This window comes from Pseudomonas sp. Y3 TE3536 (genome assembly GCF_053629175.1).
Genome location: NZ_JBRJHU010000001.1, coordinates 5,246,196 through 5,269,491, shown reverse-complemented (window position 1 = coordinate 5,269,491; position 23,296 = coordinate 5,246,196). Strand labels below are relative to the sequence as shown.

Sequence of the window (23,296 nt, the reverse complement as noted above, 5' to 3'; positions counted from 1 at the left end):
TCCGGTGAGCAGGGGCTGGACATTTAGGCAAGAAAACTACCCGTTTGCTCTACTGGTGTGCTGGTTTAAGCGAGGAATATTGGCGGCAGTTGAGGCCCGTGCACTTTGAAATTGATACAACGAGAACCGCTATGAACAGCCCAGCAATACCCCTTCAACACTCAAGCCGTCACGTCTGGGGCGCTGTCCTGGCGATGTCACTATGTGCTTTTGCCCTGGTGGCTTCAGAGTTCCTGCCGGTGAGCTTGCTCACGCCGATCGCGTCCGATTTGTCACTGACTGAAGGCCAAGCCGGGCAGGCCATTTCCATCTCGGGTTTCTTTGCTGTCATCACCAGCCTGTTGCTGGCAGCCGTGACCCAGGGGATCGACCGCAAGCCGGTGCTGTTGGCCACTACTGCGCTCATGCTGGTTTCCGGCACGATGGTGGCGTTTGCCCCGAACTACCTGACATTGATGGTAGGGCGCGCCGTGCTTGGGATTGCCATTGGCGGTTACTGGTCGATGTCCACTGCAGTGATGATGCGCATCGCGCCAGTGGCACTTATTGCGCGGGCTATTGCCGTGATGCAGGGCGGTACTGCGTTGGCCACGGCAATCGCGGCGCCCGTTGGGAGCTACCTGGGCGGCTTGATTGGCTGGAGAGGGGCGTTCTTTTGCGTCGTGCCGTTGGCTGCATTGGCGTTGATCTGGCAGGCCTTCACGCTGCCGGCTATGCCGAGCCAGCGCACTCAGGTATCGGCCTTCGGCCCCCTGCGCTTGCTGGGGGACTGGAAGATCGCCCTTGGCATGAGTGCAGTAGCATTCCTCTTCATGGGACAGTTCACACTCTTCACGTATCTGCGGCCTTTCCTGGAGAAGGTCACGCTTGTCGACCTGCCCACGCTCTCGCTCCTGCTGTTGGTCATTGGTGTCACAGGTCTGCTAGGCACCCTGTTGGTGGGCGCGCTTGTTAACCGAAACCTGAACAGGATTTTGGTGGGAATACCGCTGATCATGAGCGCTATCGCATTCGCCGTGATCGCATTGGGTACCTGGGTGGTTCCAGTCGCGTTTTTGCTCGGCCTTTGGGGGCTGATCGCCACGTGTGCGCCCGTGGGGTGGTTCACCTGGTTGGCCAAGGCGCTGCCGCACAATGCAGAAGCCGGTGGTGGCTTGATGGTTGCGGTGATTCAGTTGGCGATCACAGCTGGTGCCACAGTGGGCGGTTTGCTGTACGACGGGGCCGGTTACCGGGCTACCTTTATGGCCAGTGGCGTATTCTTGCTCATCGCAGCCACGCTGAGTGTTATCACAAACGCTATGGGAGATCGGCGCAGGCGGTGATAATGGGGGCAACTACAAGGGCCAGTCATGCTAACCATCTCCAATAACGTGCATCTGCCGGATGCCGAAATCGAACTGACATACATCCGCGCGCAAGGCGCGGGTGGGCAGAATGTCAACAAGGTGTCCAGCGCTGTGCACCTGCGCTTCGACATACGTGCCTCATCGTTGCCCGAGTTCTACAAGGAGCGGCTGCTGGCGCTGCGTGACAGCCGCATCACCGGTGACGGCGTGTTGATCATCAAGGGCCAGCAGTATCGCACCCAGGAGCAGAACCGTGCTGACGCACTGGCGCGTCTTGCCGAGTTGATCATCAGTGCCGGCAAGACCGAGAAGAAACGCCGCCCCACCAAGCCGACCCTCGGCTCGAAGACCCGCCGCCTCGAAGGAAAAGCCAGGCGGAGTACGGTCAAGGCGGGTCGGGGTAGGGTGGACTTCTAGTGCGAGTAGGCCAGCACCTCTGGGTCAATGCTGTGATTGCGCCTGCAGGTTGTGAGTTGGAGCCGAAGCGGCGAGGGCAGCAGGCCTGGATGACAGGGCTGCGATTGCCGCTATCAAGGCGAGGCCACCAATGAAGCACGCGACCGGGACCCAATCGCTACCGTTGGACATGAGTGCGTAGCACAGGCTAGGTGAGAAACCGGCAACGATGAAGCTCAGCTGGGTGGCTAAGCCGACACCGGTATAGCGCACACGGATGCTGAACATCTCTGCATAGAACGAAGGCCACAGGGCATTAGGGGCGCTGTAAAGCAAAGATTTGAGTACAACAGTGCTGAAGATGATCAGACCAATGCTTCCAGTGGTGATTGACCACAGGAAGAAGAATACCCCTGCACTGCAAGCGAATGCGCCCACCATGAAGATTGTCTTGCGCCCAATTCGGTCACCCAGCAGCCCGAACAAGGGCTGACACACCAACGCTACCGCCTGACTGGCTGCAATCGCAGTCAGCATTGAGGGCCGATCGATCCCTTGGTTATTGGTTGCCCAGGAGAGGCCAAATATCATCACAAGGGAGGAAACCGAACAGATCAATGCGCAGCAAAATACAGTAAAGAATGCGCGACGTTCGTTGCGCATGAGGTCGACGACAGGCGGAAGGTCACTGGCAGGTTTGCTTGCTTTGAACTCGGGACTTTCTTCAACGCCGCGACGGATAATCCACGTGATCACGACCATTACTGCGCTGAGCAAGAACGGAATGCGCCATCCCCAGCTCAGAAGCTGCTCTTCACTCAACATGGAGAGCGGGATGAACACTGAGGTGGCGAGGATCGACCCCATGGAGGCGCCATTGATCAACCAGCTTGTGTAGAACCCTTTACTTTTACCCGGAGCATGCTCCATGGTCAGCAAGCTGGCCCCCACCTGTTCTCCACCTGCAGAAAACCCTTGAAGCAAACGGCATAAAACCAACAGCGCTGGTGCCCACGCACCCACTGTCGCGTAAGTTGGCAGAAGGCCGATGGTGAACGTAGCGAGACCCATCAGCAGCAGCGTCATCATCAATACTTGCTTTCGGCCCCACTTGTCGCCCAGGTGACCGCAAACCAATGCGCCGATTGGGCGCGCTATGTAGCCAACGCCGAAGGTGGCAAGCGCAGCAAGCGTACCCGCCATAGGATCATTGGAGGGGAAGAAGAGGGTGCTAAAAACCAAGGCTGCGGCAGAGCCGTAAATGAAGAAGTCGTAGTACTCGACGACGCTACCCAGGAAGCTGCCGAATGCAGCTCTGCGGGCCATGCGCCGGTGGTTTGTGGCATCTGAATGCATGGTGACACCTTTCTTGTAATTGTTTTTTCAAGAGAACTCAGCGGCTGCCAAATGGTGCCAGCTGGCTACCGCCGCAGACATGAATGACTTCGGCGGTTACGAATCCGGCGTCCCCAGAAGCCAAATAAGAAGTAGTTCCAGCAATATCCTCTGGCGTGGCCAGACGCTTCAGTGGTGTATTGCTGATAGACCCCTGCGCCATTCGCTCAAAGCTCTCTGCATCACGTCCATCCAGTGTGAATGCGGAGGGTAAGAGGCCTGGCGCAATGGCATTCACGGTGACGTTGTAGTCGGCTAATTCTCGAGCCATCGATCGTGTCAGGCCCACCAAGCCAGCCTTGCACGCCACATAGGCAGGAGGGCCGCCCGCTACCCAGCATCGCGACACCATGTTGATTACTCGACCACTTGCTTGTCGCTGCCAGTAAGGGGCGACGTGCTGGCAAATCAACGCCGGAGCGCGGAGGTTTACAGCCATCATGTGATCCCACTTCGCGACGTCGAAGTCGTAGATAGAACCTCGGTGGTTAACGGCAGCGTTGTTGACCACAACGTCGATGCGACCAAACTGCTGACCCACCTGCTCGACCATTTCACGGATCGACGCGGGGATGCCTAGATCAGCCTGGACTGCAACGGCACATTGGTCGGGCGCCAGTTGAAGCTGTTTCAAGAAGCCCTGAGTCGCTTCCAAGTCGATATCAACGGCCGCAATGTGCATTCCATCTTTGGCTAAGCGAATGCAGATTGCCCGCCCCAGTTCTCCAGCGGCGCCGGTGACGAGTGCAACGCGGCGATTTTCATGTGTTGTATTCATGGGCACGGTACCTCAGGGCTTGTTTCGCAAGCGACGGTGGTCATATTCATGTAGCGACGCACAAGATCCCGGTTCCGGGACAGCTTCGATACGTCGGTGTGGCTCGAGTCAAAATCCTCAATTGAGATCCAGTCGTCGAAACCGTTTTTTCGGAGCGTTTTCAGCATGGATTGAAGCGGTAGCACCCCCTCATCCGGCGGGCACCATTCCCAGCGCCAGCCCTCGCCAGGGGCCTGCGGAACGTACGCCACATTTTTAACTTGCACGTGAGCGAGGTAATCGCCCATCAGATCCAGCGACAGCTGCACGTCCTCTCGCCCCTCAATTGCGAGGTTGCCAAGGTCGTAAATGATGCCCAGCTGCTGCGCCGGGTAGTGCTCAGCGATTCGCATCGCAAGCGAAGGGCTAGAGCAGATGGTTCGTTGGTGGACTTCAAGCGCGAGCTGAATACCTGCTTTTTCGGCGAGCGGGACAATGTCATCGAGGAAGCGGCGCATAGTCGAATAGCCGGCGGCATAACGCTGATTCTCGTAGCCAGGGCCCCAGAGTCGAAGTCGGGCTTGACCTGCTTGAGCGGCCAGGTCGATGAGGAGACGCGCATTTTCAATGTCCCCGACAGCCAGGTAAGGGCTTAGCCCAAAAATCTCGAGGCCGTGCGACTGGCAGTGACGGTAAATGCGATCAATAGCCTGATGAGTGGGAGGCACGGTACAGCGGTTATTGCTTCGCGCGTCCCATGGGCGCCCAGCATCCAGGTTATCGACATTTGCCACCCGCCATTCCACACCTTGGTAGCCTTCCCGCGCTAAGTGCTCGACAAGGTGTTCGGGGGAAAGCGTAGGCAGCGAAGCGCTGGAGACGCCTAAACGCGGCGTTTTTTGTTGTGTCATATACAGCACCTTAATCACACCCCGAGGTGGTGGGGTGGCTGGATGCTAAATCAAACAGCTGGTTCATTAAATTGATATAAAAGCCACCTTTGGTTAACCTGTGGGTTGATAAACAGAGGTGTTGAATGAAGCCATCACCCATCAGTCTTCGTCATTTCAGGGTGTTCCTCGCAGTCGTTAGCTCTGGCAGCCTTGTGACGGCTGCCAAGCTTCTTCACATCACGCTGTCGGCGGTATCCAAAAGCATCAAGGAGCTTGAGCAGGAACTGGACGCCCAGTTGCTGGTGCGTGGGCGAAAAGGGGTACAACTGACGCAAGCGGGCGAGGCGTTCAGCAAGCATGCCACTCAGACCATGGCCAACTTCCGGCTGGCCATGGAGGAAGTGAAAGATGTGCCCCAAGCACCTCAGGTTTTGAAAGTGGGTGCGTTACCGACTGCTGCTGGTTACATGCTTGCACCTGTCGTAGAGCAGATGCGGCAACGATATCCCCATATTCAGGTGCAGGTCGCTTCCGGTATTTACGATTACCTGGTGGGCAAGCTGAGAACGCGTGAACTCGACTTGATCGTGGGCCGCTTGATCGGACGGGACATGGTAGGTGTGGTGTTTGAAGCACTCTACGAAGAGGATCTGGTGCTTGTGGTACGCAGTGGCCACCCATTGACCCGGCAGCGTCATCTTGGTTTGGAAGATCTGCGCCCCTACACGCTCGTCGTTTCGCCGCACGGGACCTTGGTGCGCATCAGCGTCGACAATTTTCTGTTATCCAAGGGCGGGGTTGAGGGATTTCAAATACAGGAATCTCTGAGCGAGACATTCTCGCGAGTGTATGTGCAAGATTTCGATGGGGTGTGGTTTGTTCAGCGGGGGGTGGTCGATCTGGATATACGCATGGGGTTAGTTCAGCAATTGCCGTTCAGCAGCACACTGCTTCGTGCTCCGATAGGATTGACGTCTCCGACAGACCGGCCATTATCAGAGGCGGCCACCGTTTTTGCCGAGCTACTGAGGCAATGGTGTGCTCAAGTGCAACCCCAAAACTGAGTGACTGGATGGGCCTCAATATCGACTGACCTGCAGCAGGTGGTGATGGGGGACGATCCCGGTCGCCCCCGTAGCCTGATACCCGCACGATATAAATGCACTGGGCATTCAGCGGGTGGCGTGACAAAGCCTTTCTATGATCCGGCGGGCCCTGTTGGCACCGACGTCAACATGAATATCAATCATCTGCCGTTCACCGAATCGACACAGGTTCTTGTATTGAGATTCGATAACAACTTTGTCCTCATCAAATGTCATTATGGTTTGCTCAACTACTTTCGCTTTGACTTCTTCGTGATTGCTTTCCGGGTTGGTGGCGATGGTCCAGAAGTAATGGCTAGTGGTTTCGGTTTCCGGGGTCACGCCGTGGAAGCCGCGCATGTGGAAGCCGCCCCGCTGCGGATTGTCCAGGGGCTCGGTTCCGGCATCTACAGCGCCGGTCCAAATACGCAAGTGGCTGATATGAAACTCAATTTCCTGCCAGCGATCGACAGTGCCCTTGAATGGGTAGGCGGCGACATAGGTCGGAGGCGGGACGGAGTCAGGCATGTGTCGAACAACGCGAACCGAATGGTCGTCGCTTTCTACCGTCATCTGGGCATTCATGTGAACGCTGGCGTTGCCGCCAATGGTGCGTAGGTGGACATAGCCCAAATGGCTCAGATCCATCAAGTTGTCGTGTATGAGCTGATAGGGCGCGTCGTAGTGATACACGTCACCCTCAAAAAGATAATGCCCATTCGTGTGAACATCGTAGGCAGGAGGTTCATCGATAGGCTCTGGGTGTTCGGGGCTGCCAAACCAGATCCAAACGATCTGGTCTTTTTCAACCACGTGAAAGGCTGCCACTTTTGCTTTGCTAGGTATTTTTTCCTGGCCGGGGACCTCAATGCATTTACCGGCTTCATTGAACAAGAGACCGTGATAGCCGCAGCGAAGTCCGCTGGCTTCAAGTGTTCCATCAGACAGCGGTAGTGCCCTGTGACAGCATCGGTCTTCGAGTGCCGCCACCTTGCCATCCGCGGTGCGGAACATCACGACTGATGTGTTCAGCAAGGTTCGGCCCAAGGGACGATCCTTGAGTTCCCAGCCCAACGCAGCCACATACCATTGATTGAGCGGGAATGTGGAAGGCTTGGCGGGTGCAATATCCTGGGCGAGTGACTGAAGGGGAGAGGCAGTCATAGGAGTCTCCGTTGCAGTGAATGTGTTGGTTAGAGATCAGAGGTCAAGTACGAGTCGAGGTGACTTTGCCCGGGAGCAGCACGGCGTGAAGCAATCATTCCTGGCGTGTTCATCGGCGGTCATGAATTGATCCCTGTGATCCGGGATACCCTCCAGCACGCGTGTCACGCATGTCCCACACACGCCTTGTTCGCAGGATGTTTGAACTTCAATTCCAGCGTCGTCCAACACCTCGAATACGCTGCGGTCGACTGGAATTTCAAAGGTTCTACCGCTCCTGGCGAGCACTACCTCGAAGGGCGTGTTCGAACCCTGGTCACTGATCTGGCCCGCAAAGAACTCCCGATGCATGCGCGCTTGCGGCCAGCCGGCAGCCTCGCCGGTTTCCAGAATGTGGTTCATGAAGCCGGTGGGGCCGCACACATACAGATGGCAACCTTGATCGACCCTATCGAGAATGGCGGCGGCATTCAGTTTTTGCTGCTGCACGCCGCTGTCATCATGGAAAGTGATGCGGTCCGCGAACGGCGCATGAGCAAGTGCGTTAACGAATGCTGCACGGTCGCTGGAGCGGAAGCAGTAATGAAGCTCGAACTCCAGGCTGCGATGCGAAAGCTCATAAGCCATGGCCAGGATTGGGGTAATACCAATGCCCCCGGCAAACAGCAGGTGGCGCTTTGCGCGGTGGTCGAGCTGGAACAGATTGCGTGGCGCACTGATCGTCAGCGTTTGACCTTGCTCTACAGCTGAGTGCATTGCCTGCGAGCCACCGCGGGAGCTAGGCTCCCTCAGAACACTGATGAGATAGCGATTACGCTCTCGTGGATCATTGCACAGCGAGTACTGGCGAATGAACCCGCCTGGTACATGAACGTCGATGTGGGCACCGGCTTCAAATGGCGGAAGTGATCCGCCATCCAAGGGGCTCAATTCAAAGCTGCAAACACCTTCTGCTTCGATTGCCTTGCGGCTGACGTTGACTTCAAACATGACTCATCCCTCCACATTCAAGTGGCTATTGAAAAATCACAGGTAAAAGATCGACCGGGAGGAGGTCAGCCTGGCGCGAATGGCGGCAGCTCTGGCTTGCAGCCAGGGACGCGGGAAGTGACTCGGTGACGGGTGTTCATGGCACTACCTGATAATTATTTTTGTGAGGTGCTGTGACGGCATATCATGCTGGGCTGGCCCCAGCTATCGGTTGAGTAAATCCTCGGATCAATTGGTTGCGGTGTCAACTAATTTTCTTCAAGGCCAATTTAAGGTGTGCTCTCGATGTCCTCAGCCCCCCAGCTAGACCTCGCCCGCTATGTGCCCGCGCTGCTGAATTTTCTGTCGAACAAACTCTCCTCAGGGGCTTCGCAGTGCTATCGAAAACACTTCGGGATTGGCGTTGTGGAGTGGAGGATGCTGTCCATGCTGGCAGTGGAAAGCGGGATAACGGCGAATCGTATCTGCCAGGTGATCGGCCTCGACAAAAGTGCTGTTAGCCGCTCTCTACAGGCGCTGGAGGTGGCAGGGCGAGTTCGTACGGAAGTAGATCCTGCTGACGGAAGGCGCTACACCGTTTCGCTTACCGAGAGCGGTGTGCAGTTGTACAACCGGGTCTTGATGGTTGCGCTTGAACGAGAGCGTCGCTTGCTGAGTGGCCTCTCGTCAGCCGAAGTCGATACCTTGATTAACTTGCTTGGACGCTTGAACAGCCAGGTCTCTCACGTCAACGACTACGATCCAGAGAACCCCTGAGCGTGATGACCATGATCTTCATCCGTTCGACGACCAAGCTGCACCTGAGATAACACTACCGGCTACCGGCGCCCCTTCCGGTATCAACCTTCCAGGCTGCCTTCGCACCTTTGCGCGGGCATACCCCCCCCTCGGACCATCGCAACCGCACTATTCAATGCTTGGCCACAAGTATCGCGATTGCCGATAGGTCACATCCCAACAAGCGATTAGTCAGAGCCCTGCACTGAGGTCAACCTGTCCCCGTCGTCTGGTCTATCCCGCCAGCTGACTTCACCTCGGCAGGTCGATCGCATCGATCCCGTTCGCCTCGTCCGGCCGTGGTGGAAAAGAAAATTGCCAACAAAAACAATAAAAGAGGGTTCGTTCGATGGCTATTCGCTCCATCGCCGCAGCGCGGCGTGCGCCTTTCACTCTGACGCTCGCCACTGCCTTGGTCTGCGGTCTTCCATGTGCCCAGGCGTTTGAAGTGCAGACCGACAACCCTGACCTCAGTCTGCGGTGGGACAACACGCTCAAGTACAGCTCTGCCTGGCGCCTGAAGGACCAAAGCAGCAAGCTCAGCAGCGGCTCGGTGGCGTTGAACCAGGACGATGGCGACCGCAACTTTGACAAGGGCCTGATCTCCAACCGCCTGGATGTACTCTCTGAACTGGACATTGGCTACCGCGAATACGGCGCGCGAATCAGTGGCGCGGGCTGGTTCGATACCGAATACCAGAAAGACAACGACAACAATGACCCGACGCGGGCCAACCAGCGTTCGGTTGCCTACGACGAATTCACCGACGATACCCGCCACTTGCACGGCGGCGACGGCGAGCTACTGGATGCCTTTGTCTACTGGAACGGTGATCTGGCCGACCGCGCGCTCTCGGTACGTCTGGGCCGCCACGGGCTGATCTGGGGTGAAAGCCTGTTCTTCGGCGCCAACGGTATCGCTGGCGGTATGGCACCGGTAGACGTGGTCAAGGCAGTGTCGGTACCCAACACCCAGTTCAAGGAAATCACCCGGCCGGTCAGCCAGCTGTCGACCACCTATCAACTGACCGATGCATTGTCAGTCGGCGCTTACTACCAGTTCGAATGGGAAGAAACCCGTTTGCCGGGGGCTGGCAGCTATTTTTCGGTGAGCGACACCATTGGCGAAGGTAACGAGCGACTGATTGTCGGCGCACCGTTCCCGCCATTTCTGGGCGGCAACCCCGGCAGCCCGGCAGCCTTTTTCCACGGCAACGACAAAGAAGCCAAGAGCTCGGGGCAGGGCGGCCTGCAGTTGCGCTACACCGCCGACACCGTTGAGTACGGCCTTTACGCCATCCAGTACCACGACAAATCCCCCAAGCTGTACTTGAAGCCAAGCGCTACCGGACCGAACTTCGCCACTGGCCAGATCGGCGAATACTACTGGGTCTATCCCGAAGAGATCCGTGCACTGGGCGCAAGCTTTGCCACCACGCTGAATGAGTACAGCTTCGCCGGTGAAGCCTCCATGCGCTGGAATATGCCGCTGGTTTCCAACGGCCAGACCGTTACGCCGGGCATGATTGCCGACAATGACGACCATCCGCTTTATGCCGTGGGCCGCACGGCGCACCTGAACCTCAACATGCTGGCGTCGCTGGGCCCCTCGTTCATCGCCAATGAGGCAAGCCTGGTCGGCGAAATCGCTTGGAACCGCTTGCTCAGTGTCACCAAGAACCGTGCTGCGCTTGACCCGAGCGCTACCGACGACGGCGTTGGCATCAAGCTGGTGTACAGCCCGACATATCGGCAGATTTTCCCTGGCATCGACCTCAGTGTGCCAGTGGGCGTCAGCTATTTCCCCATGGGCAAATCGGCGGTGATCAGCAGCTTCGGCCCGGACCGCGGTGGCGATTTCAACATCGGCCTGAGTGCCACCTACCTGGACCGAGTCACCTTCGGCCTGACCTACACCCACTACTACGGCCCAGAGGACACCAACCTCAACGCCGCCAGCCAGTTTACGTTCAAACAATCACTGAAAGACCGGGACTACCTGGCCTTCTCGGTCAAAACAACATTCTGAGGGGACGCGTGCATGAACATTCCTTTCTCACTCAAGCACTTTTGTGTGGCCCTGCTCGGCGCTGCCGCGCTCAGTTTGCAACCCGTGCAAGCCGCTGGCCCGGATGATCTGGGCAAGCAACTGACGCCGCTGGGCGCTGAGCGCGCCGGTAACGCCGACGGCAGCATTCCGGCCTGGGACGGCGGCTACACCAAGGTGGACCCCGCGTTCAAAGAGGGTGGCAAGCGCGGCGATCCGTTTGCCGCTGACAAACCGCTGTTCAGCATCACTAGCAAGAACATGGACCAGTACGCGGCCAAACTCAGCGATGGCACCAAAGCCATGTTCAAGCGTTACCCGGACACCTATCGCATCGACGTTTATCCAACCCGGCGCAGCGCTGCAGCTCCGCAATGGGTGTACGACAACACCCTGAACAATGCCAAGCACGCCAAGCTGGTGCAAAGCAGTGCAGGCCTTGTGCCCGAAGGTGCCTACGGCGGTATTCCGTTCCCGATCCCGAAAGACGGCACAGAGGCGATGTGGAACCACATCCTCAACTGGCGCGGCACGTCACTGGCGATGGATTTCCGGCATTACCTGATCACCGCCGATGGTGCTCAAGTGCTCACCACTGACGGCAAAGCGGTGCAGGAGATGCCGTATTACTACAAGGATGGTAACGCCGCCAGCTTCGACGGTGACTATTGGCTGTTCCGCCTGCTCAACGTTGGCCCGCCATTGCGGGCAGGCGAACAAATCATGGGACGTACCAACCTCAATGGCGACAAGTCTGAGGCCCACGTCTACCTGACCGGCCAACGACGAGTGCGCAAGCTGCCCAACGCCTGCTGCGACACCCCTACGCCGGCGACTGCAGGCGTGATGTCGTTCGATGAGCTGAGTGTGTTCCAAGGTCGGCTGGACCGCTTCAACTGGAAGTTGGTGGGCAAGCAAGAGATGTACATCCCCTACAACACCAACAAGGTCCAGGCTGCCGGCAAGCCTGAAGACCTGTTCGACAAACATCACCTGAACCCCGACCAAGTGCGCTGGGAGCTCCATCGTGTGTGGGTGGTAGACGCAAAACTTGCACCCGGCAAGCGTCACCAGTTGCCCAAAGGGCGGTACTACCTCGACGAGGACACATGGCAAGCCATGCTCGGTGATCGCTGGGACGCCAATGGCCAGTTGGCCAAGACCCTGTGGTCGCTGCCTGCGGTGATGCCAGACCTACCGGCGGTGGCCCAGTTGTCTTCGGGCTTCTACGACCTGGTGTCCGGTGCCTGGTTCATCCAGAACGTTTACACCGGCAAAGCTCAGCAGTACGCCTCGGTCGAACGTTACAAACCTGCTGAATTCTCACCTGCCGCAATGGCCGGGCGCGGCGTGCGCTGACGATGTTCAGGGGAGGGTGCATAGCGCCTTCCCCTCCTGCGACAGAATCGAGGTAGATATGAACACACTGCGTCAGTTGAGTGGCCTGTTGTTGGCCCTCCTTATGCCTTTTGCGCCTTATTGCCTGGCTCAAGGGCTGGTGGTCGGCGACGTACTACAGAGCCCGGCGGCCAAGGTTGCCAACCCTCAGCGCGGGGTTTTCACTGCCCTGGCCTTGGCGGGCCAGCGCCTGGTGGCGGTAGGTGAACGCGGTCTGATCCTGCTATCCGATGACAACGGCGAGCATTGGCGTCAAGCCAGCGTGCCGGTGTCGGTGGGGCTCACCGCAGTGCAGTTTGCCGATGCCAATGTCGGCTGGGCCGTGGGCCATGGCGGTGTGGTACTGGGGACCGGCGACGGTGGCGAAAGCTGGCGACTTCAGCTCGATGGCCTGCGTGCAGCGCAGCTTGAATTGCAGGCAGCGCAAAGCGCGCTGTCGACCCAGGCGGATGACGAAGTGGCGCAAGTACGCGTTCAAACCGCCGAACGCCTGCTTGCTGAAGGGCCCGACAAACCACTCCTGGCGCTGTCAGCCCGTGACACCAAGCATGTGCTGGTGGTCGGTGCCTACGGCCTGGCTTTGCGCAGCGACGACGGCGGCGCTAGCTGGCATTCAGCGATGGGCCAGATCGATAACCCAATGGGCCTGCACCTGTATGCCGTGGCGTACCAAGGTAATGACTTGGTGCTGGCCGGCGAGCAGGGCTACTTAGCGCGGGCGCTGGACGGTGAACACTTCGAACAGATAAGCAGCCCCTATGCCGGCACGCTGTTCACCTTGGCAACGCGCGGCGACGGTGCACTGCTCATTGGCGGGCTCAAAGGCCACGCGTTTGTCCTGGCGCCCGGTGCCGAGCGCGCCGAAGCGTTGCCGACCCTGGCGCCGGTGTCCTTCAGTGATGCCCGTGTTCTAAACGATGGTCGCGTGTTACTAGCCAATCAAGCGGGCGGATTGTTTGCAAGCGCTCCCTCGGGATTCACCCCGGTCTCCGAATCATTGCGCAAACCGGTCTCAGGCATCGTCCAGGCTGCCGATGGCAGCCTCGTTGCCGCGGGGTTCTCCGGGCTTTCGCGCCTGCCACAGCCCACCGTTTCCGCTTCGGAGTGAGTCAATGAATTCCGCTCGCCAAACCCTGTCATCCGCGTCCGATAACTTCGATCCTCGCTCTGGATCGCTGATCGAACGCGCACTGTTCAATCACCGCCATTGGGTGCTGTTGCTGTGCTTGCTGACCACCGTGCTGCTCGGCTGGCAGTCGGGCCGTTTGGAGCTCAATGCCAGCTTCGAGAAGATGATCCCCACCGGGCACCCCTACATCGCCAACTACCTGGACAACCAGAAGGAGTTGTCCGGCATCGGCAATGCGGTGCGTATCGCCGTCACCAACCGCCACGGTGATATCTACGACGCCGATTACCTGCGTACCCTGCAGGCGCTGAGCGACCAGATCTACCTGTTGCCGGGTGTTGACCGCGCCTACATGAAGTCGCTATGGACGCCTGCCACCCGTTGGGTTTCGGTGACCGAAGAGGGCCTGGACGGCGGCCCGGTGATTCCTGATGAATACGATGGCAGCCCGTCATCGCTGGGCGAACTGCGGCGCAACGTGCAATTGTCCAACGAGATCGGTCAATTGGTAGCCTTCGACCAGCGCTCCAGCATCATCTACGTGCCGCTGATGGCGCGCACACCCGATGGCAAGCCGTTGGACTACCGGGTGTTGTCCGATCAGTTGGAGACCCTGCGGGCGAAGTACCAGAGCGACAGCGTCGATATCCACATCACCGGTTTCGCCAAGAAAGTCGGTGACCTGATCGAAGGCCTGGAGCAGATCCTGCTGTTCTTCGCTGTTGCCATTCTGATCACCACGGTGGTGCTCTACGGCTACACGCGTTGTGTGCGCAGTACCTTGCTGGTGGTGTTCTGCTCGCTGGTGGCGGTGGTCTGGCAGCTTGGCCTGCTGCCCCTACTGGGCTACGAACTGGACCCCTATTCGGTGCTGGTGCCGTTCCTGGTGTTCGCCATTGGCATGAGCCACGGCGCGCAGAAAATGAACGGCATCATGCAGGACATCGGTCGCGGTATGCACCGCGTGGTGGCTGCGCGTTTCACCTTCCGCCGACTGTTCCTCGCAGGCCTCACTGCGCTGCTGTGCGATGCCGTGGGCTTTGCCGTTTTGATGCTTATCCAGATCCAGGTGATCCAGGACCTGGCGATCATCGCCAGCATCGGTGTGGCCGTGCTGATCTTCACCAACCTGATCCTGCTACCGGTGCTGCTCTCCTATGTCGGCGTCAGTCCTCGCGCTGCTGCGTTGAGCCTTAGAAGCGAGCGGGCCGAGGAGGGGGGCCAGGTGCGTCATGCATTCTGGCGCTTCCTTGACCTGTTCACCCGCAAGCCCTGGGCCGCCGTCTGCGTGGTTGTCAGCCTGGTGATGGCAGTGCTCGGCTTTCTGGTCAGCCTGAACTTGGCCATCGGCGATCTTGACGCCGGGGCCCCGGAGTTGCGCGCTGACTCGCGCTACAACCTGGACGATGCCTTCATGACCCGCAGTTACGGGGCCAGCAGCGATCTTTTCGCGATCATGGTGCGTACACCAAACAGCGCCTGTGCACGCTACGACATCCTGCGCAAGGTCGATGAGTTGGACTGGCAACTGCGCAGCCTGCCGGGCGTGGACTCGACCAACTCGCTGGCGCTGCTCAACCGTCGGATGCTGGTAGGTCTCTCCGAAGGCAGCCCAAAGTGGTACGAACTGCAGAACAACCAGGCGATGCTCAACATGATCACCGCCAGCGCGCCGCGCGGCCTGTACAACGAGTCGTGCAACTTGCTCACGCTCTATGTCTACCTCTCCGACCACAAGGCGCAAACGCTGACCCGGCTGGTGGAGCACGTCGAAGCCTTCGCCGCTGCCAACGACACCGACGAAGTCAAATTCCAGTTGGCTGCCGGTAACGCCGGGATCGAGGCCGCTACCAACATCGTGGTCAAGGAAGCCAATCGCGAGATGCTGTTCTGGGTCTACGGCGCGGTGATCTTGCTGTGTCTGATCACCTTCCGCTCCTGGCGCGCCACCCTCTGTGCGGTGATTCCGCTGATGCTTACCTCCATTCTCTGCGAGGCGTTGATGGTCTGGCTGGGCATCGGCGTCAAGGTCGCCACCTTGCCGGTGATCGCCTTGGGCGTGGGCATTGGCGTCGACTACGCGCTGTATGTGATGAGCATCATTCTTGGCCACCTGCGCCAGGGCGCCAGCCTTTCCGAAGCCTATTACCGCGCGCTGGTCTCCACCGGCAAGGTGGTGATGCTCACTGGCGTGACCCTGGCCATCGGCGTCGGCACCTGGATCTTCTCGCCCATCAAGTTCCAGGCCGACATGGGCGTGCTATTGGCCTTCATGTTCGTCTGGAACATGGTCGGCGCACTGCTGCTGTTGCCAGCGCTCGCCTATTTCCTGCTACCAGCGACCCGCCGCAGCGATGCAGTCGTCGGCGCCGAGCCAGTCGCCGATATGCAGCCCGGCAAGGCAGCCGCCACTGGTCGCCCGTTGTTGCTGGATACCGCCACCCGCTGACCTTCGCCCCAACAACAAGAGCACATGGGTATGACACCACTGATCGAGACTTTGCAAACCCTCTGGCTCGCACTGCCGCGCGTCCTACAGACGGCCATGGAGGCGCACTGCAATGAGCACTGATCGCCAGGCGGGTTTGCCGCAATCCTTGTTGCTACTGTTTGGCAGCTGTTTGCCGGTGCTGGGCGCGGTGCTGCTGGCACCTGTACTGCCGCGCATGCAGGCGCATTTTGCCGATACACCCGGCGCCGAAGTGCTGGTGCCTATCAGCCTGACCATTCCGGCGTTAGTGATCGCGCTGCTGGCGCCGTTTGCCGGTGTCATCGCCGACCGTCTGGGGCGCAAGCCGCTGTTGCTGGCCTCGATGATGCTTTACAGCCTCTGCGGGCTGCTGCCGCTGTGGCTTGAGTCGCTGCTGGGTATCGTCATCAGCCGTGCAGGCCTGGGCCTGGCGGAGGCTGGCATCATGACCTGCTGCACGACGCTGATGGGTGACTACTACCAGGGCGGGCGGCGCGAGCGCCTGTTCGCCCTGCAGATGGTCGCCACTTCGCTTTCGGCGGCAGTGTTCATCGCCTTGGGCGGCGCACTTGGGCAAAACGACTGGCGTCTGCCTTTCGTGCTGTACGGCGCCGGCCTGTTGCTCCTGCCTCTGATGGCAATGCTGCTCTGGGAGCCGAAGGTCGCTGAAACCGCGGCGTTGTCTGGCAAGGCTGAAGACTTCCCGTGGCGCAGGCTCTTGCCGTTGTACCTGCTCACCGTACTGGCGGGCATCAGCCTATTCATCGTGCCGGTGCAAGCTGGCTTCCTGCTCACCCTGCTGCACGTCGATTCGCCCCAGCAGATCGGCATGACCATGGGCGCCAACCAGCTCGGCGTGCTGGCCGGTGCACTGAGCTTCCGCCTGCTCAACGGCCAGCGCCGGCAACATCTGCTGCTGCTGGCTTTCGCCACAGCCGGGGGCGGTGGGCTGCTGATGGCCACCACCGACAACCCAGCGCTGGTGGTGGTTGCGGTGCTGATCAATGGCCTGGGCATCGGATTGATGCTGCCGACCCTGATCACCGGGGTGATGAGGCAGGTCGATTTCATCCAGCGCGGCCGCGCCACCGGAGGCTTCACCGCAGCCCTATTTGCCGGCGAGTTCATCAGCCCCCTGGTGGTGCTGGGCCTCAATGGCGGCGTGGTCGCCCAATTGCCTGGCGCCCTGACCGTGGTGGCTGTCGCCCAGTTGCTGCTGGCGCTCGCCTGCGTGGTGCTGGCGAAGTGTTTCCGTTCGCGCGGCGCTGGCGCTACCACCACGCCTGATCACATCTAGAGGTAGCCATGCCCCTCGTGACGGCAATTGATTGAAAGGAGTTTTCATGCAAGCACTTCCCCCATTCCAGCGCGTGGTCACCGGCCACGACAACGAGGGCCGCGCCGTGGTCACCCTGGCAGGCCCTACGCCCAACAACTTCCCGCTCAAGGCGGTGCCCGGCACCCTGTTCTATGAGGTCTGGAACAGCAGCGTCAGCCCGGCGCTGCTGGACAATGGCGCAGACCCAACCGACAAGCCCCTGCAGCTTTCCCCCGGCGCCCAGGGCAGTGTTATCCGTGTGGTGGATATCCCGCCGGACAGCGTGCAGAACCAAGTTAGCGCCGAGGAGGCCGCCGCGGCCTTCGCCGAGATCGGCCAAGCCCATGCAGGCACTGGCAAGGCCGACTCCAGGCACAAGCTCATGCACCGCACCGAAACCCTCGACTACGGCCTCGTCACCGAGGGTGAGGTGTGGCTGGTGCTCGACGGCGAGGAAGTCCACCTCAAACGCGGCGACATCGTGGTCCAGCGCGGCACCAACCATGCCTGGAGCAACCGCACCGAGAACATGGCGCGGATGGTCTTCATCCTGCTTGACGGCCGCTACGCCCCCGAACTCAAGGAGATGCTGCAATGAAGCTTGCCACACTCGACGACGGCAGCCGCGACGGCCGCCTGCTACTGGTTTCCTGTGACTTGAGCCGTGCGGTGGACGCCGCCGATATCGCCCCCACGTTGCAAGCGGCCGTGGATGACTGGCCGAACGTGGAGGCCGACTTGCGCGGCCGCTATGATGCCCTTAACAAAGGTGAACTCGCCGGTGCCTTCGACTTCGAACCCAACCGCGTGATGGCGCCGCTGCCGCGTGCATGGCAATGGCTGGACGGCTCTTGCTTCCTCAGCCACGGCGAGCTGATGCAGCGCGCGTTCAACCTTGCGCCCATCGAAGGCGTAGAGTCCACGCCGCTGATGTACCAGGGCGCCGGTGACGACTTCCTTGGCCCGCAGCAAGACATTGCACTGCCCAGCGAGGCCCACGGCATCGACTTCGAAGGCGAGTTCGCTGTGCTGGTGGACGAGGTGCCCATGGGCTGCACGGCCGAACAGGCACTGAAGCATATTCGCCTGGTACTGCAGGTCAACGACGTCAGCCTGCGGGCGTTGGCACCACGGGAGATGAAGACCGGCTTCGGCTTCGTTCAGGCCAAATCCTCCTCCAGCTTCGCCCCGGTGGCCGTTACCCCAGACGAGTTGGGAGGTGCCTGGCGCGACGGTCGCGTGCACCTGCCGCTGAACGTGGAGTGGAACGGCCAGTGGTTTGGCCACCCGCATGGCGGCGCCATGCACTTCGGCTTCCACCAGTTGATCGCCCATGCCGCACTGACCCGTCGCCTTGGCGCCGGCAGCGTGATTGGCTCTGGCACCGTTTCCAATGCCGACCGCAGCGTGGGGTCGGCGTGTATTTCCGAGTGCCGCGCCATTGAAATGATCGAACACGGTGCGCCGCGCACCGGCTTCCTGCAATTCGGTCACCGCATTCGCATGGAGGCGCGCAACACGGATGGTTCGCCGTTGTTCGGTGCCATCGACCAGCAGGTAGTCCAGGCAGCCCCGCCATGCGCGTGATGATTACCGGAGCTGCCGGTTTCCTTGGACGCTTGCTGGTGCAACGACTGCTGGACAAGGGCCAACTGCGCGGCCAGCCGTTGGAAGCGCTGGTGTTACTGGATCAGCAACTGGAGGGTTTTCCTTCCGACCCGCGCCTGCGCTTGCTCGCCGGCAGCATCGCAGAACCGACCCTGTTACGCCGCGCCCTGGCCGATGGCGTGGATGTCGTGTTCCATCTGGTGAGCGTCCCCGGCGGCGCAGCCGAGGAGCACTATGCATTGGGCCGGCAGGTGAATCTGCTGGCGACCCTGGAACTGCTCGACCAGTTGCGCAACGCTGCGCGGCCACCGGTGCTGGTCTACGCCAGCAGCGTGGCCGTGTACGGTGCGCAACTACCGGCACGCATGGACGAGCAGTGGATGCCGCGTCCGGCGCTGTCTTATGGCGCGCACAAGGTCATGGTGGAAACCCAGCTCAATGACCTCGCCCGCCGTGGCGAGGTAGATGGCCGCGCATTGCGGCTACCGGGCATCGTCGCAAGGCCCCGCGAGCCGAATGGCTTGCGTTCGGCCTTCATGAGCGACCTGATGCACGCCCTTGCCGCGGGAGAAAACTATTGCTGCCCGGTATCGCCGAATGCCACCGCCTGGTGGATGTCGGCGCGTTGCTGCGTCGACAACCTGCTGCATGCCGCCGAACTGCAAAACCCCGGCCCTCAGCGGGTGTGGCAGTTGCCAGTGCTGCACCTGGCCATGGACCAAGTGGTCGAGGCTCTGGCCGAGGCTTTCGGCGACGACCGTCGGGCCTTGGTGAGCTACCAGCCGAATGCGGACCTGGAGGCGTTGTTCGGCCGCTATCCGCCTTTGCGTACCCCGCAATCGCGAGCCCTGGGATTTCATCACGATGGCTCTGCCCAAACCCTGGTGCGTAACGCCCTTAGCCTGAGCCAACGCCCGCGCCATGCGCGCGCGTCATTACAAACCCTTTGAGACCTGCTGCCATGACCCTTGCCCGTAAACGCCGCCTCGTCGATCTCTCGGTAACACTGGACAACAACCCCTACACCGACCCGCCGCCGCTGCTGCCCAAGATCGACTACATGGACCACCAGCAGGGTTGGCCAGAAATGGCCGCGATGTTCCCTGGTCTGTCCCTGGACCAGATGCCGGGGCACGAGTCGTGGGCAGCAGAGCGCCTATCGATCACCACCCACAGCGGCACCCACATGGATGCGCCTTGGCACTACGCCTCTACCACCGACGGCGGCAAGCCGGCGTTCGGTATCGATGAACTGCCGCTGGAGTGGTGCCTGCAAGCGGGAGTGAAGCTGGACTTTCGCCACCTGCCCGATGGCCATGTGGTGACTGGCGCCGAGGTGCACGCTGAGCTTTCGCGTATCGGCCATGAGCTGCAACCGCTGGACATCGTGCTGGTGAACACCCGTGCCGGCAGCCTGTTCGGCGAGCCGGGGTATCTGGAAGCAGGCGTCGGCATGGGCCGTGAAGCCACCCTCTACCTGCTGGAGCGCGGCGTGCGAGTCGTGGGTACCGACGCTTGGAGCTGGGACGCACCCTTCAAGTACACCCGCGAACGCTTCGCCGAGAGTGGCGATGCGTCGATCATCTGGGAAGGCCACAAGGCTGGGCGCGACATCGGCTACGGCCAGATGGAGAAACTGGCCAACCTTGATAGCCTGCCGGCCAGCGGCTTTTTGGTGTCTTGCTTCCCTTACAAGATCAAGCATGCCTCGGCCGGCTTCGTCCGCGCCGTGGCCATCTTCGAAGAATAAGAACAGGAGCAACTCCCCATGCGATTACGCATACTGTTGGCGGCCTTAGCGTGCCTTGCGCCAGTGCTCGCCGATGCGGCCGAGCGCCCCAATATATTGCTGATCGTGGCCGATGACCTGGGCTACTCCGACCTCGGCGCTTTCGGTGGTGAAATCGCCACACCGAGCCTCGATCACCTGGCGGCCAGTGGCCTGCAACTGACCAGCATGTACGCTGCGCCGACCTGTTCGCCGACCCGATCCATGCTTATGTCCGGCACCGACAACCACCTGGCCGGGCTGGGTACCATGGCCGAAGGGATGCAGCCATTCCAGCGAGGCAAGCCAGGCTATGAGGGCTACCTCAACCAACAGGCGCACTCCATCGCCGGCCTGTTGCGCGATGGTGGTTACCGTACCGCCATGGTCGGCAAGTGGCACTTGGGCCTGGCCCCGGAGCAGGGCCCGGACCGTCGTGGCTTCGAGCAGTCTTTCACCCTGCTTGAAGGGGGTGGGGTGCACTTCAAGCCCGCCCCTGGCTCGACCGCGAAGATCGAACAACTCTCTTACCGCGAGAATGGCAAGCCAGTGGAGCTTCCGGATGACTTCTATTCCACGGACTTCTATACCGACAAGTTGCTGGCGTACCTGAAGGCGGGGCAGGGCAGTGGCAAACCCTTCTTCGCGTATGCGGCTTACACCTCGCCACACTGGCCGTTGCAAGCACCGCAGGCTTACCTGGATAAATACCGCGGTCGCTACGACGGCGGCTACGACGCGGTTCGCCAGGCGCGAATCGAGCGCATGAAAGAAAAAGGCCTGCTGCCTGCCGACTTCCAGAGCGCCGCGCCGCTCCCGGTTACCCCGCAGTTGCCTGGCTGGGACCAACTGGACCCCCAGCGCAAGCGCATCGAGGCGCGCAAGATGGAGATCTACGCCGCGATGGTGGACAACCTCGACCACAACGTCGGTCGCCTGCTGGAATACCTGCAGACCAGCGGCCAGATGGACAACACCTTGATCGTTTTCATGTCCGACAACGGCCCCGCTGGCGAACGCCACGAGCAGTACTACCCCGCCGGTCCGAATACCGACAACCGCCTGGAGAATCTCGGCCGACGCGGGTCGCAGATCGACTACGGGCTGCGCTGGGCAGAGGTGAGCGCGGCGCCACTGCGGCTGTTCAAGGGCAGCACCGCCGAAGGCGGTATCAGCGTGCCGGCCATCGTACAATTGCCGGCCAGCCTGCGTCGCCAGGGGCTGGAGCGTGGCGTGGCACGGGTGGATGACCTAGCGCCGACCTTCCTCGCCCTGGCGGGTCTGCCGGACCCGGGTGACCAGTACCAAGGCCAGCCTAAGCATCCCATCACCGGCCGCTCCATGCTGCCGATGCTCGAAGGCAAAGGCCGGGCTGAGCCGGTAATGGCCGGTGAGCTGTTTGGCAGCCGCTATTACCGCGAAGGTAACCTGAAACTCCTTGGCCTGGTGCCCTGGAGCATGCCGGGCCAGCCCCAGCCACCGTTGCGTTGGCAGTTGTTCGACTTGTCGCACGATCGCGGCGAGCAGCACGACCTCTCCGCCAGCCAGCCGGAAACGACGCAACGCTTGCAGCAGGCCTGGCAGGACTACGCCCGCCGTGTCGGAGTGGTCGCACCGCCTCTGGCCAAGGCCCCATGAGGCGCCAGCTCTTCGTCGTCGGTTGCTTGAGTGTGCTGGCCCTGGCGACGGTAGCTGCGCGGCCGCCCACCAGCCTGCCCTTGGGCAATGTCGCCGGCTGCGAGGCCTACGGTGGCTTGCCGGCGGGTTGGGGCAACGACCCGCTGGCCGGGATGGTCCGCGTCAGCGGCGGGCGCTTCACCCCCGGCACTGATGGGGGCTACCCGGATGAGCGACCGTTCGCCCCAGTGCACGTCGGCGACTTCTGGATCGATCGCACCGAAGTTACCCGCGCGCAGTTCGGCGCCTTTGTCGAGGCTACCCATTACATCACCGAGGCTGAGCGCTCCGGTGGCGCCGCGTTGTTCCACGTACCGCTGGACACGGCCAGCGACGGGTCGGCGTTGCCTTGGTGGCGTTACGTAAGGGGTGCTGACTGGCGCCACCCATCGGGCCCGGACGGGCCGTTGGCCAACCTAGACCAATACCCAGTGACCTTGGTCACCCTGGCGGACGCCCAGGCCTACGCACAGTGGCGCGGCAACGACCTTCCCAGCGAGGCCGAATGGGAATATGCAGCGCGCGGCGTTGACCCCTCGCAACGTCTCGTCGAGGAACCACGCGACAGCAACGGCCAGCCCGCCGCATATTACTGGCAGGGCGTGTTCCCCGTGCATGACGCAGCCGAGGACGGTTTCGCTGGCGTTGCCCCAGTGGGCTGTTTTGCCACCAACGCCGCTGGGCTGTTCGACATGATCGGCAACGTTTGGGAATGGACGGCAGATGCCCAATGGGGGCCGCTGATCAGTCACGCCAATGGCGATCCGAGCCAATTGCGTAGCGCGCTTGCACGGTCGCGTCCCCAGGTCATCAAGGGTGGCTCCTACCTTTGCGCCGCGTCCTATTGCGCCCGCTATCGCACGGCGGCACGTGAGCGCCAGGATGCGGACCTGGCGACCTCTCATGTGGGCTTTCGCACCATTCGCCGTATCCCGCCAACAACCTTGACCCACTCGGAGTGGTAGGGTAGTAGAAGCAGTCTGAATGACCCCTCGCCAACCGGTTTGCCGGGAAACGAAGAGCGGGTCGCCCCAGGGTATAGGGGGCGACCCGCTCACGGCGTGTCAGCGTTCGT

20 protein-coding genes are annotated in these 23,296 nt (G+C 60.7%); 15 read left to right on the top strand and 5 right to left on the bottom strand.

Annotated elements, in window-relative coordinates:
• The first annotated feature begins 131 nt into the window (after nucleotides 1–131).
• Together AB7M33_RS23620 and arfB are read left to right on the top strand one after the other, a co-directional pair.
• The gene (locus AB7M33_RS23620; protein ID WP_454243764.1) at nucleotides 132–1,325 is read left to right on the top strand and encodes an MFS transporter; all 1,194 of its coding nucleotides are present in this window, start codon (nucleotides 132–134) and stop codon (nucleotides 1,323–1,325) included.
• 27 nt (nucleotides 1,326–1,352) lie between these two features.
• A complete protein-coding gene (gene arfB, locus AB7M33_RS23615) occupies nucleotides 1,353–1,766 on the top strand; it encodes an alternative ribosome rescue aminoacyl-tRNA hydrolase ArfB (protein WP_085272877.1) in 414 nt (137 codons plus the stop codon).
• A gap of 24 nt (nucleotides 1,767–1,790) precedes the next feature.
• On the opposite strand, the gene AB7M33_RS23610 is transcribed toward arfB, so the two are convergent.
• Genes AB7M33_RS23610 through AB7M33_RS23600 form a run of 3 tightly spaced genes read right to left on the bottom strand, consistent with a single transcriptional unit; the run spans nucleotide 1,791 to nucleotide 4,808 of the window.
• A complete protein-coding gene (locus AB7M33_RS23610) occupies nucleotides 1,791–3,101 on the bottom strand; it encodes an MFS transporter (protein WP_454243763.1) in 1,311 nt (436 codons plus the stop codon).
• 37 nt (nucleotides 3,102–3,138) lie between these two features.
• Nucleotides 3,139–3,918: an SDR family NAD(P)-dependent oxidoreductase gene (locus AB7M33_RS23605; protein WP_412764916.1), complete on the bottom strand. Its 780-nt coding sequence runs from the start codon at nucleotides 3,916–3,918 to the stop codon at nucleotides 3,139–3,141.
• Nucleotides 3,915–4,808 (bottom strand): sugar phosphate isomerase/epimerase family protein, encoded by an 894-nt coding sequence (locus tag AB7M33_RS23600; protein ID WP_225935634.1) that lies wholly within the window; start codon nucleotides 4,806–4,808, stop codon nucleotides 3,915–3,917. Before AB7M33_RS23600 ends, AB7M33_RS23605 begins: the two co-directional genes overlap by 4 nt.
• A 125-nt stretch (nucleotides 4,809–4,933) precedes the next feature.
• On the opposite strand from AB7M33_RS23600, the gene AB7M33_RS23595 reads away from it, so the two are divergent.
• Nucleotides 4,934–5,854 (top strand): LysR substrate-binding domain-containing protein, encoded by a 921-nt coding sequence (locus tag AB7M33_RS23595; RefSeq protein WP_454243762.1) that lies wholly within the window; start codon nucleotides 4,934–4,936, stop codon nucleotides 5,852–5,854.
• Between the two features lie 108 nt (nucleotides 5,855–5,962).
• Here the strand turns inward: AB7M33_RS23595 and AB7M33_RS23590 are convergent, their stop codons facing one another.
• Together AB7M33_RS23590 and AB7M33_RS23585 are read right to left on the bottom strand one after the other, a co-directional pair.
• Complete coding sequence (locus AB7M33_RS23590) at nucleotides 5,963–7,039, bottom strand: Rieske 2Fe-2S domain-containing protein (RefSeq protein WP_454243761.1); 1,077 nt, start codon at nucleotides 7,037–7,039, stop codon at nucleotides 5,963–5,965.
• Between the two features lie 36 nt (nucleotides 7,040–7,075).
• A complete protein-coding gene (locus AB7M33_RS23585; RefSeq protein WP_412764918.1) occupies nucleotides 7,076–8,029 on the bottom strand; it encodes a PDR/VanB family oxidoreductase in 954 nt (317 codons plus the stop codon).
• A gap of 285 nt (nucleotides 8,030–8,314) precedes the next feature.
• Between AB7M33_RS23585 and AB7M33_RS23580 the strand changes: the two genes are divergently transcribed.
• The 12 genes from AB7M33_RS23580 to AB7M33_RS23525 all read left to right on the top strand — a co-directional run bounded on the left by AB7M33_RS23580 (nucleotide 8,315) and on the right by AB7M33_RS23525 (nucleotide 23,186).
• Nucleotides 8,315–8,785, top strand: coding sequence for a MarR family winged helix-turn-helix transcriptional regulator (locus AB7M33_RS23580; protein ID WP_099454190.1), 471 nt, complete (start codon nucleotides 8,315–8,317; stop codon nucleotides 8,783–8,785).
• Between the two features lie 370 nt (nucleotides 8,786–9,155).
• Complete coding sequence (locus AB7M33_RS23575) at nucleotides 9,156–10,835, top strand: DUF1302 domain-containing protein (RefSeq protein WP_412764919.1); 1,680 nt, start codon at nucleotides 9,156–9,158, stop codon at nucleotides 10,833–10,835.
• Between the two features lie 12 nt (nucleotides 10,836–10,847).
• Nucleotides 10,848–12,212 (top strand): DUF1329 domain-containing protein, encoded by a 1,365-nt coding sequence (locus AB7M33_RS23570; protein ID WP_454243760.1) that lies wholly within the window; start codon nucleotides 10,848–10,850, stop codon nucleotides 12,210–12,212.
• A gap of 58 nt (nucleotides 12,213–12,270) precedes the next feature.
• Nucleotides 12,271–13,359: a BNR domain-containing protein gene (locus tag AB7M33_RS23565; RefSeq protein ID WP_454243759.1), complete on the top strand. Its 1,089-nt coding sequence runs from the start codon at nucleotides 12,271–12,273 to the stop codon at nucleotides 13,357–13,359.
• A gap of 4 nt (nucleotides 13,360–13,363) precedes the next feature.
• Complete coding sequence (locus AB7M33_RS23560) at nucleotides 13,364–15,829, top strand: efflux RND transporter permease subunit (RefSeq protein WP_454243758.1); 2,466 nt, start codon at nucleotides 13,364–13,366, stop codon at nucleotides 15,827–15,829.
• A gap of 112 nt (nucleotides 15,830–15,941) precedes the next feature.
• On the top strand, nucleotides 15,942–17,147 hold the full coding sequence (locus AB7M33_RS23555) for an MFS transporter (protein ID WP_454243757.1): 1,206 nt from the start codon (nucleotides 15,942–15,944) through the stop codon (nucleotides 17,145–17,147).
• Nucleotides 17,148–17,193: 46 nt separating this feature from the next.
• A complete protein-coding gene (locus tag AB7M33_RS23550) occupies nucleotides 17,194–17,766 on the top strand; it encodes a cupin domain-containing protein (protein ID WP_454243756.1) in 573 nt (190 codons plus the stop codon).
• A complete protein-coding gene (locus tag AB7M33_RS23545; protein WP_238214152.1) occupies nucleotides 17,763–18,755 on the top strand; it encodes a fumarylacetoacetate hydrolase family protein in 993 nt (330 codons plus the stop codon). Before AB7M33_RS23550 ends, AB7M33_RS23545 begins: the two co-directional genes overlap by 4 nt.
• Nucleotides 18,746–19,726: an NAD-dependent epimerase/dehydratase family protein gene (locus tag AB7M33_RS23540; protein WP_454243755.1), complete on the top strand. Its 981-nt coding sequence runs from the start codon at nucleotides 18,746–18,748 to the stop codon at nucleotides 19,724–19,726. The genes AB7M33_RS23545 and AB7M33_RS23540 overlap by 10 nt, the downstream gene beginning before the upstream one ends.
• Nucleotides 19,727–19,737: 11 nt before the next feature.
• Nucleotides 19,738–20,526: a cyclase family protein gene (locus AB7M33_RS23535; RefSeq protein ID WP_027593289.1), complete on the top strand. Its 789-nt coding sequence runs from the start codon at nucleotides 19,738–19,740 to the stop codon at nucleotides 20,524–20,526.
• Nucleotides 20,527–20,544: 18 nt separating this feature from the next.
• Nucleotides 20,545–22,182: an arylsulfatase gene (locus tag AB7M33_RS23530; protein WP_099429317.1), complete on the top strand. Its 1,638-nt coding sequence runs from the start codon at nucleotides 20,545–20,547 to the stop codon at nucleotides 22,180–22,182.
• A complete protein-coding gene (locus tag AB7M33_RS23525) occupies nucleotides 22,179–23,186 on the top strand; it encodes a formylglycine-generating enzyme family protein (protein WP_454243754.1) in 1,008 nt (335 codons plus the stop codon). Before AB7M33_RS23530 ends, AB7M33_RS23525 begins: the two co-directional genes overlap by 4 nt.
• Nucleotides 23,187–23,296 lie beyond the last annotated feature (110 nt).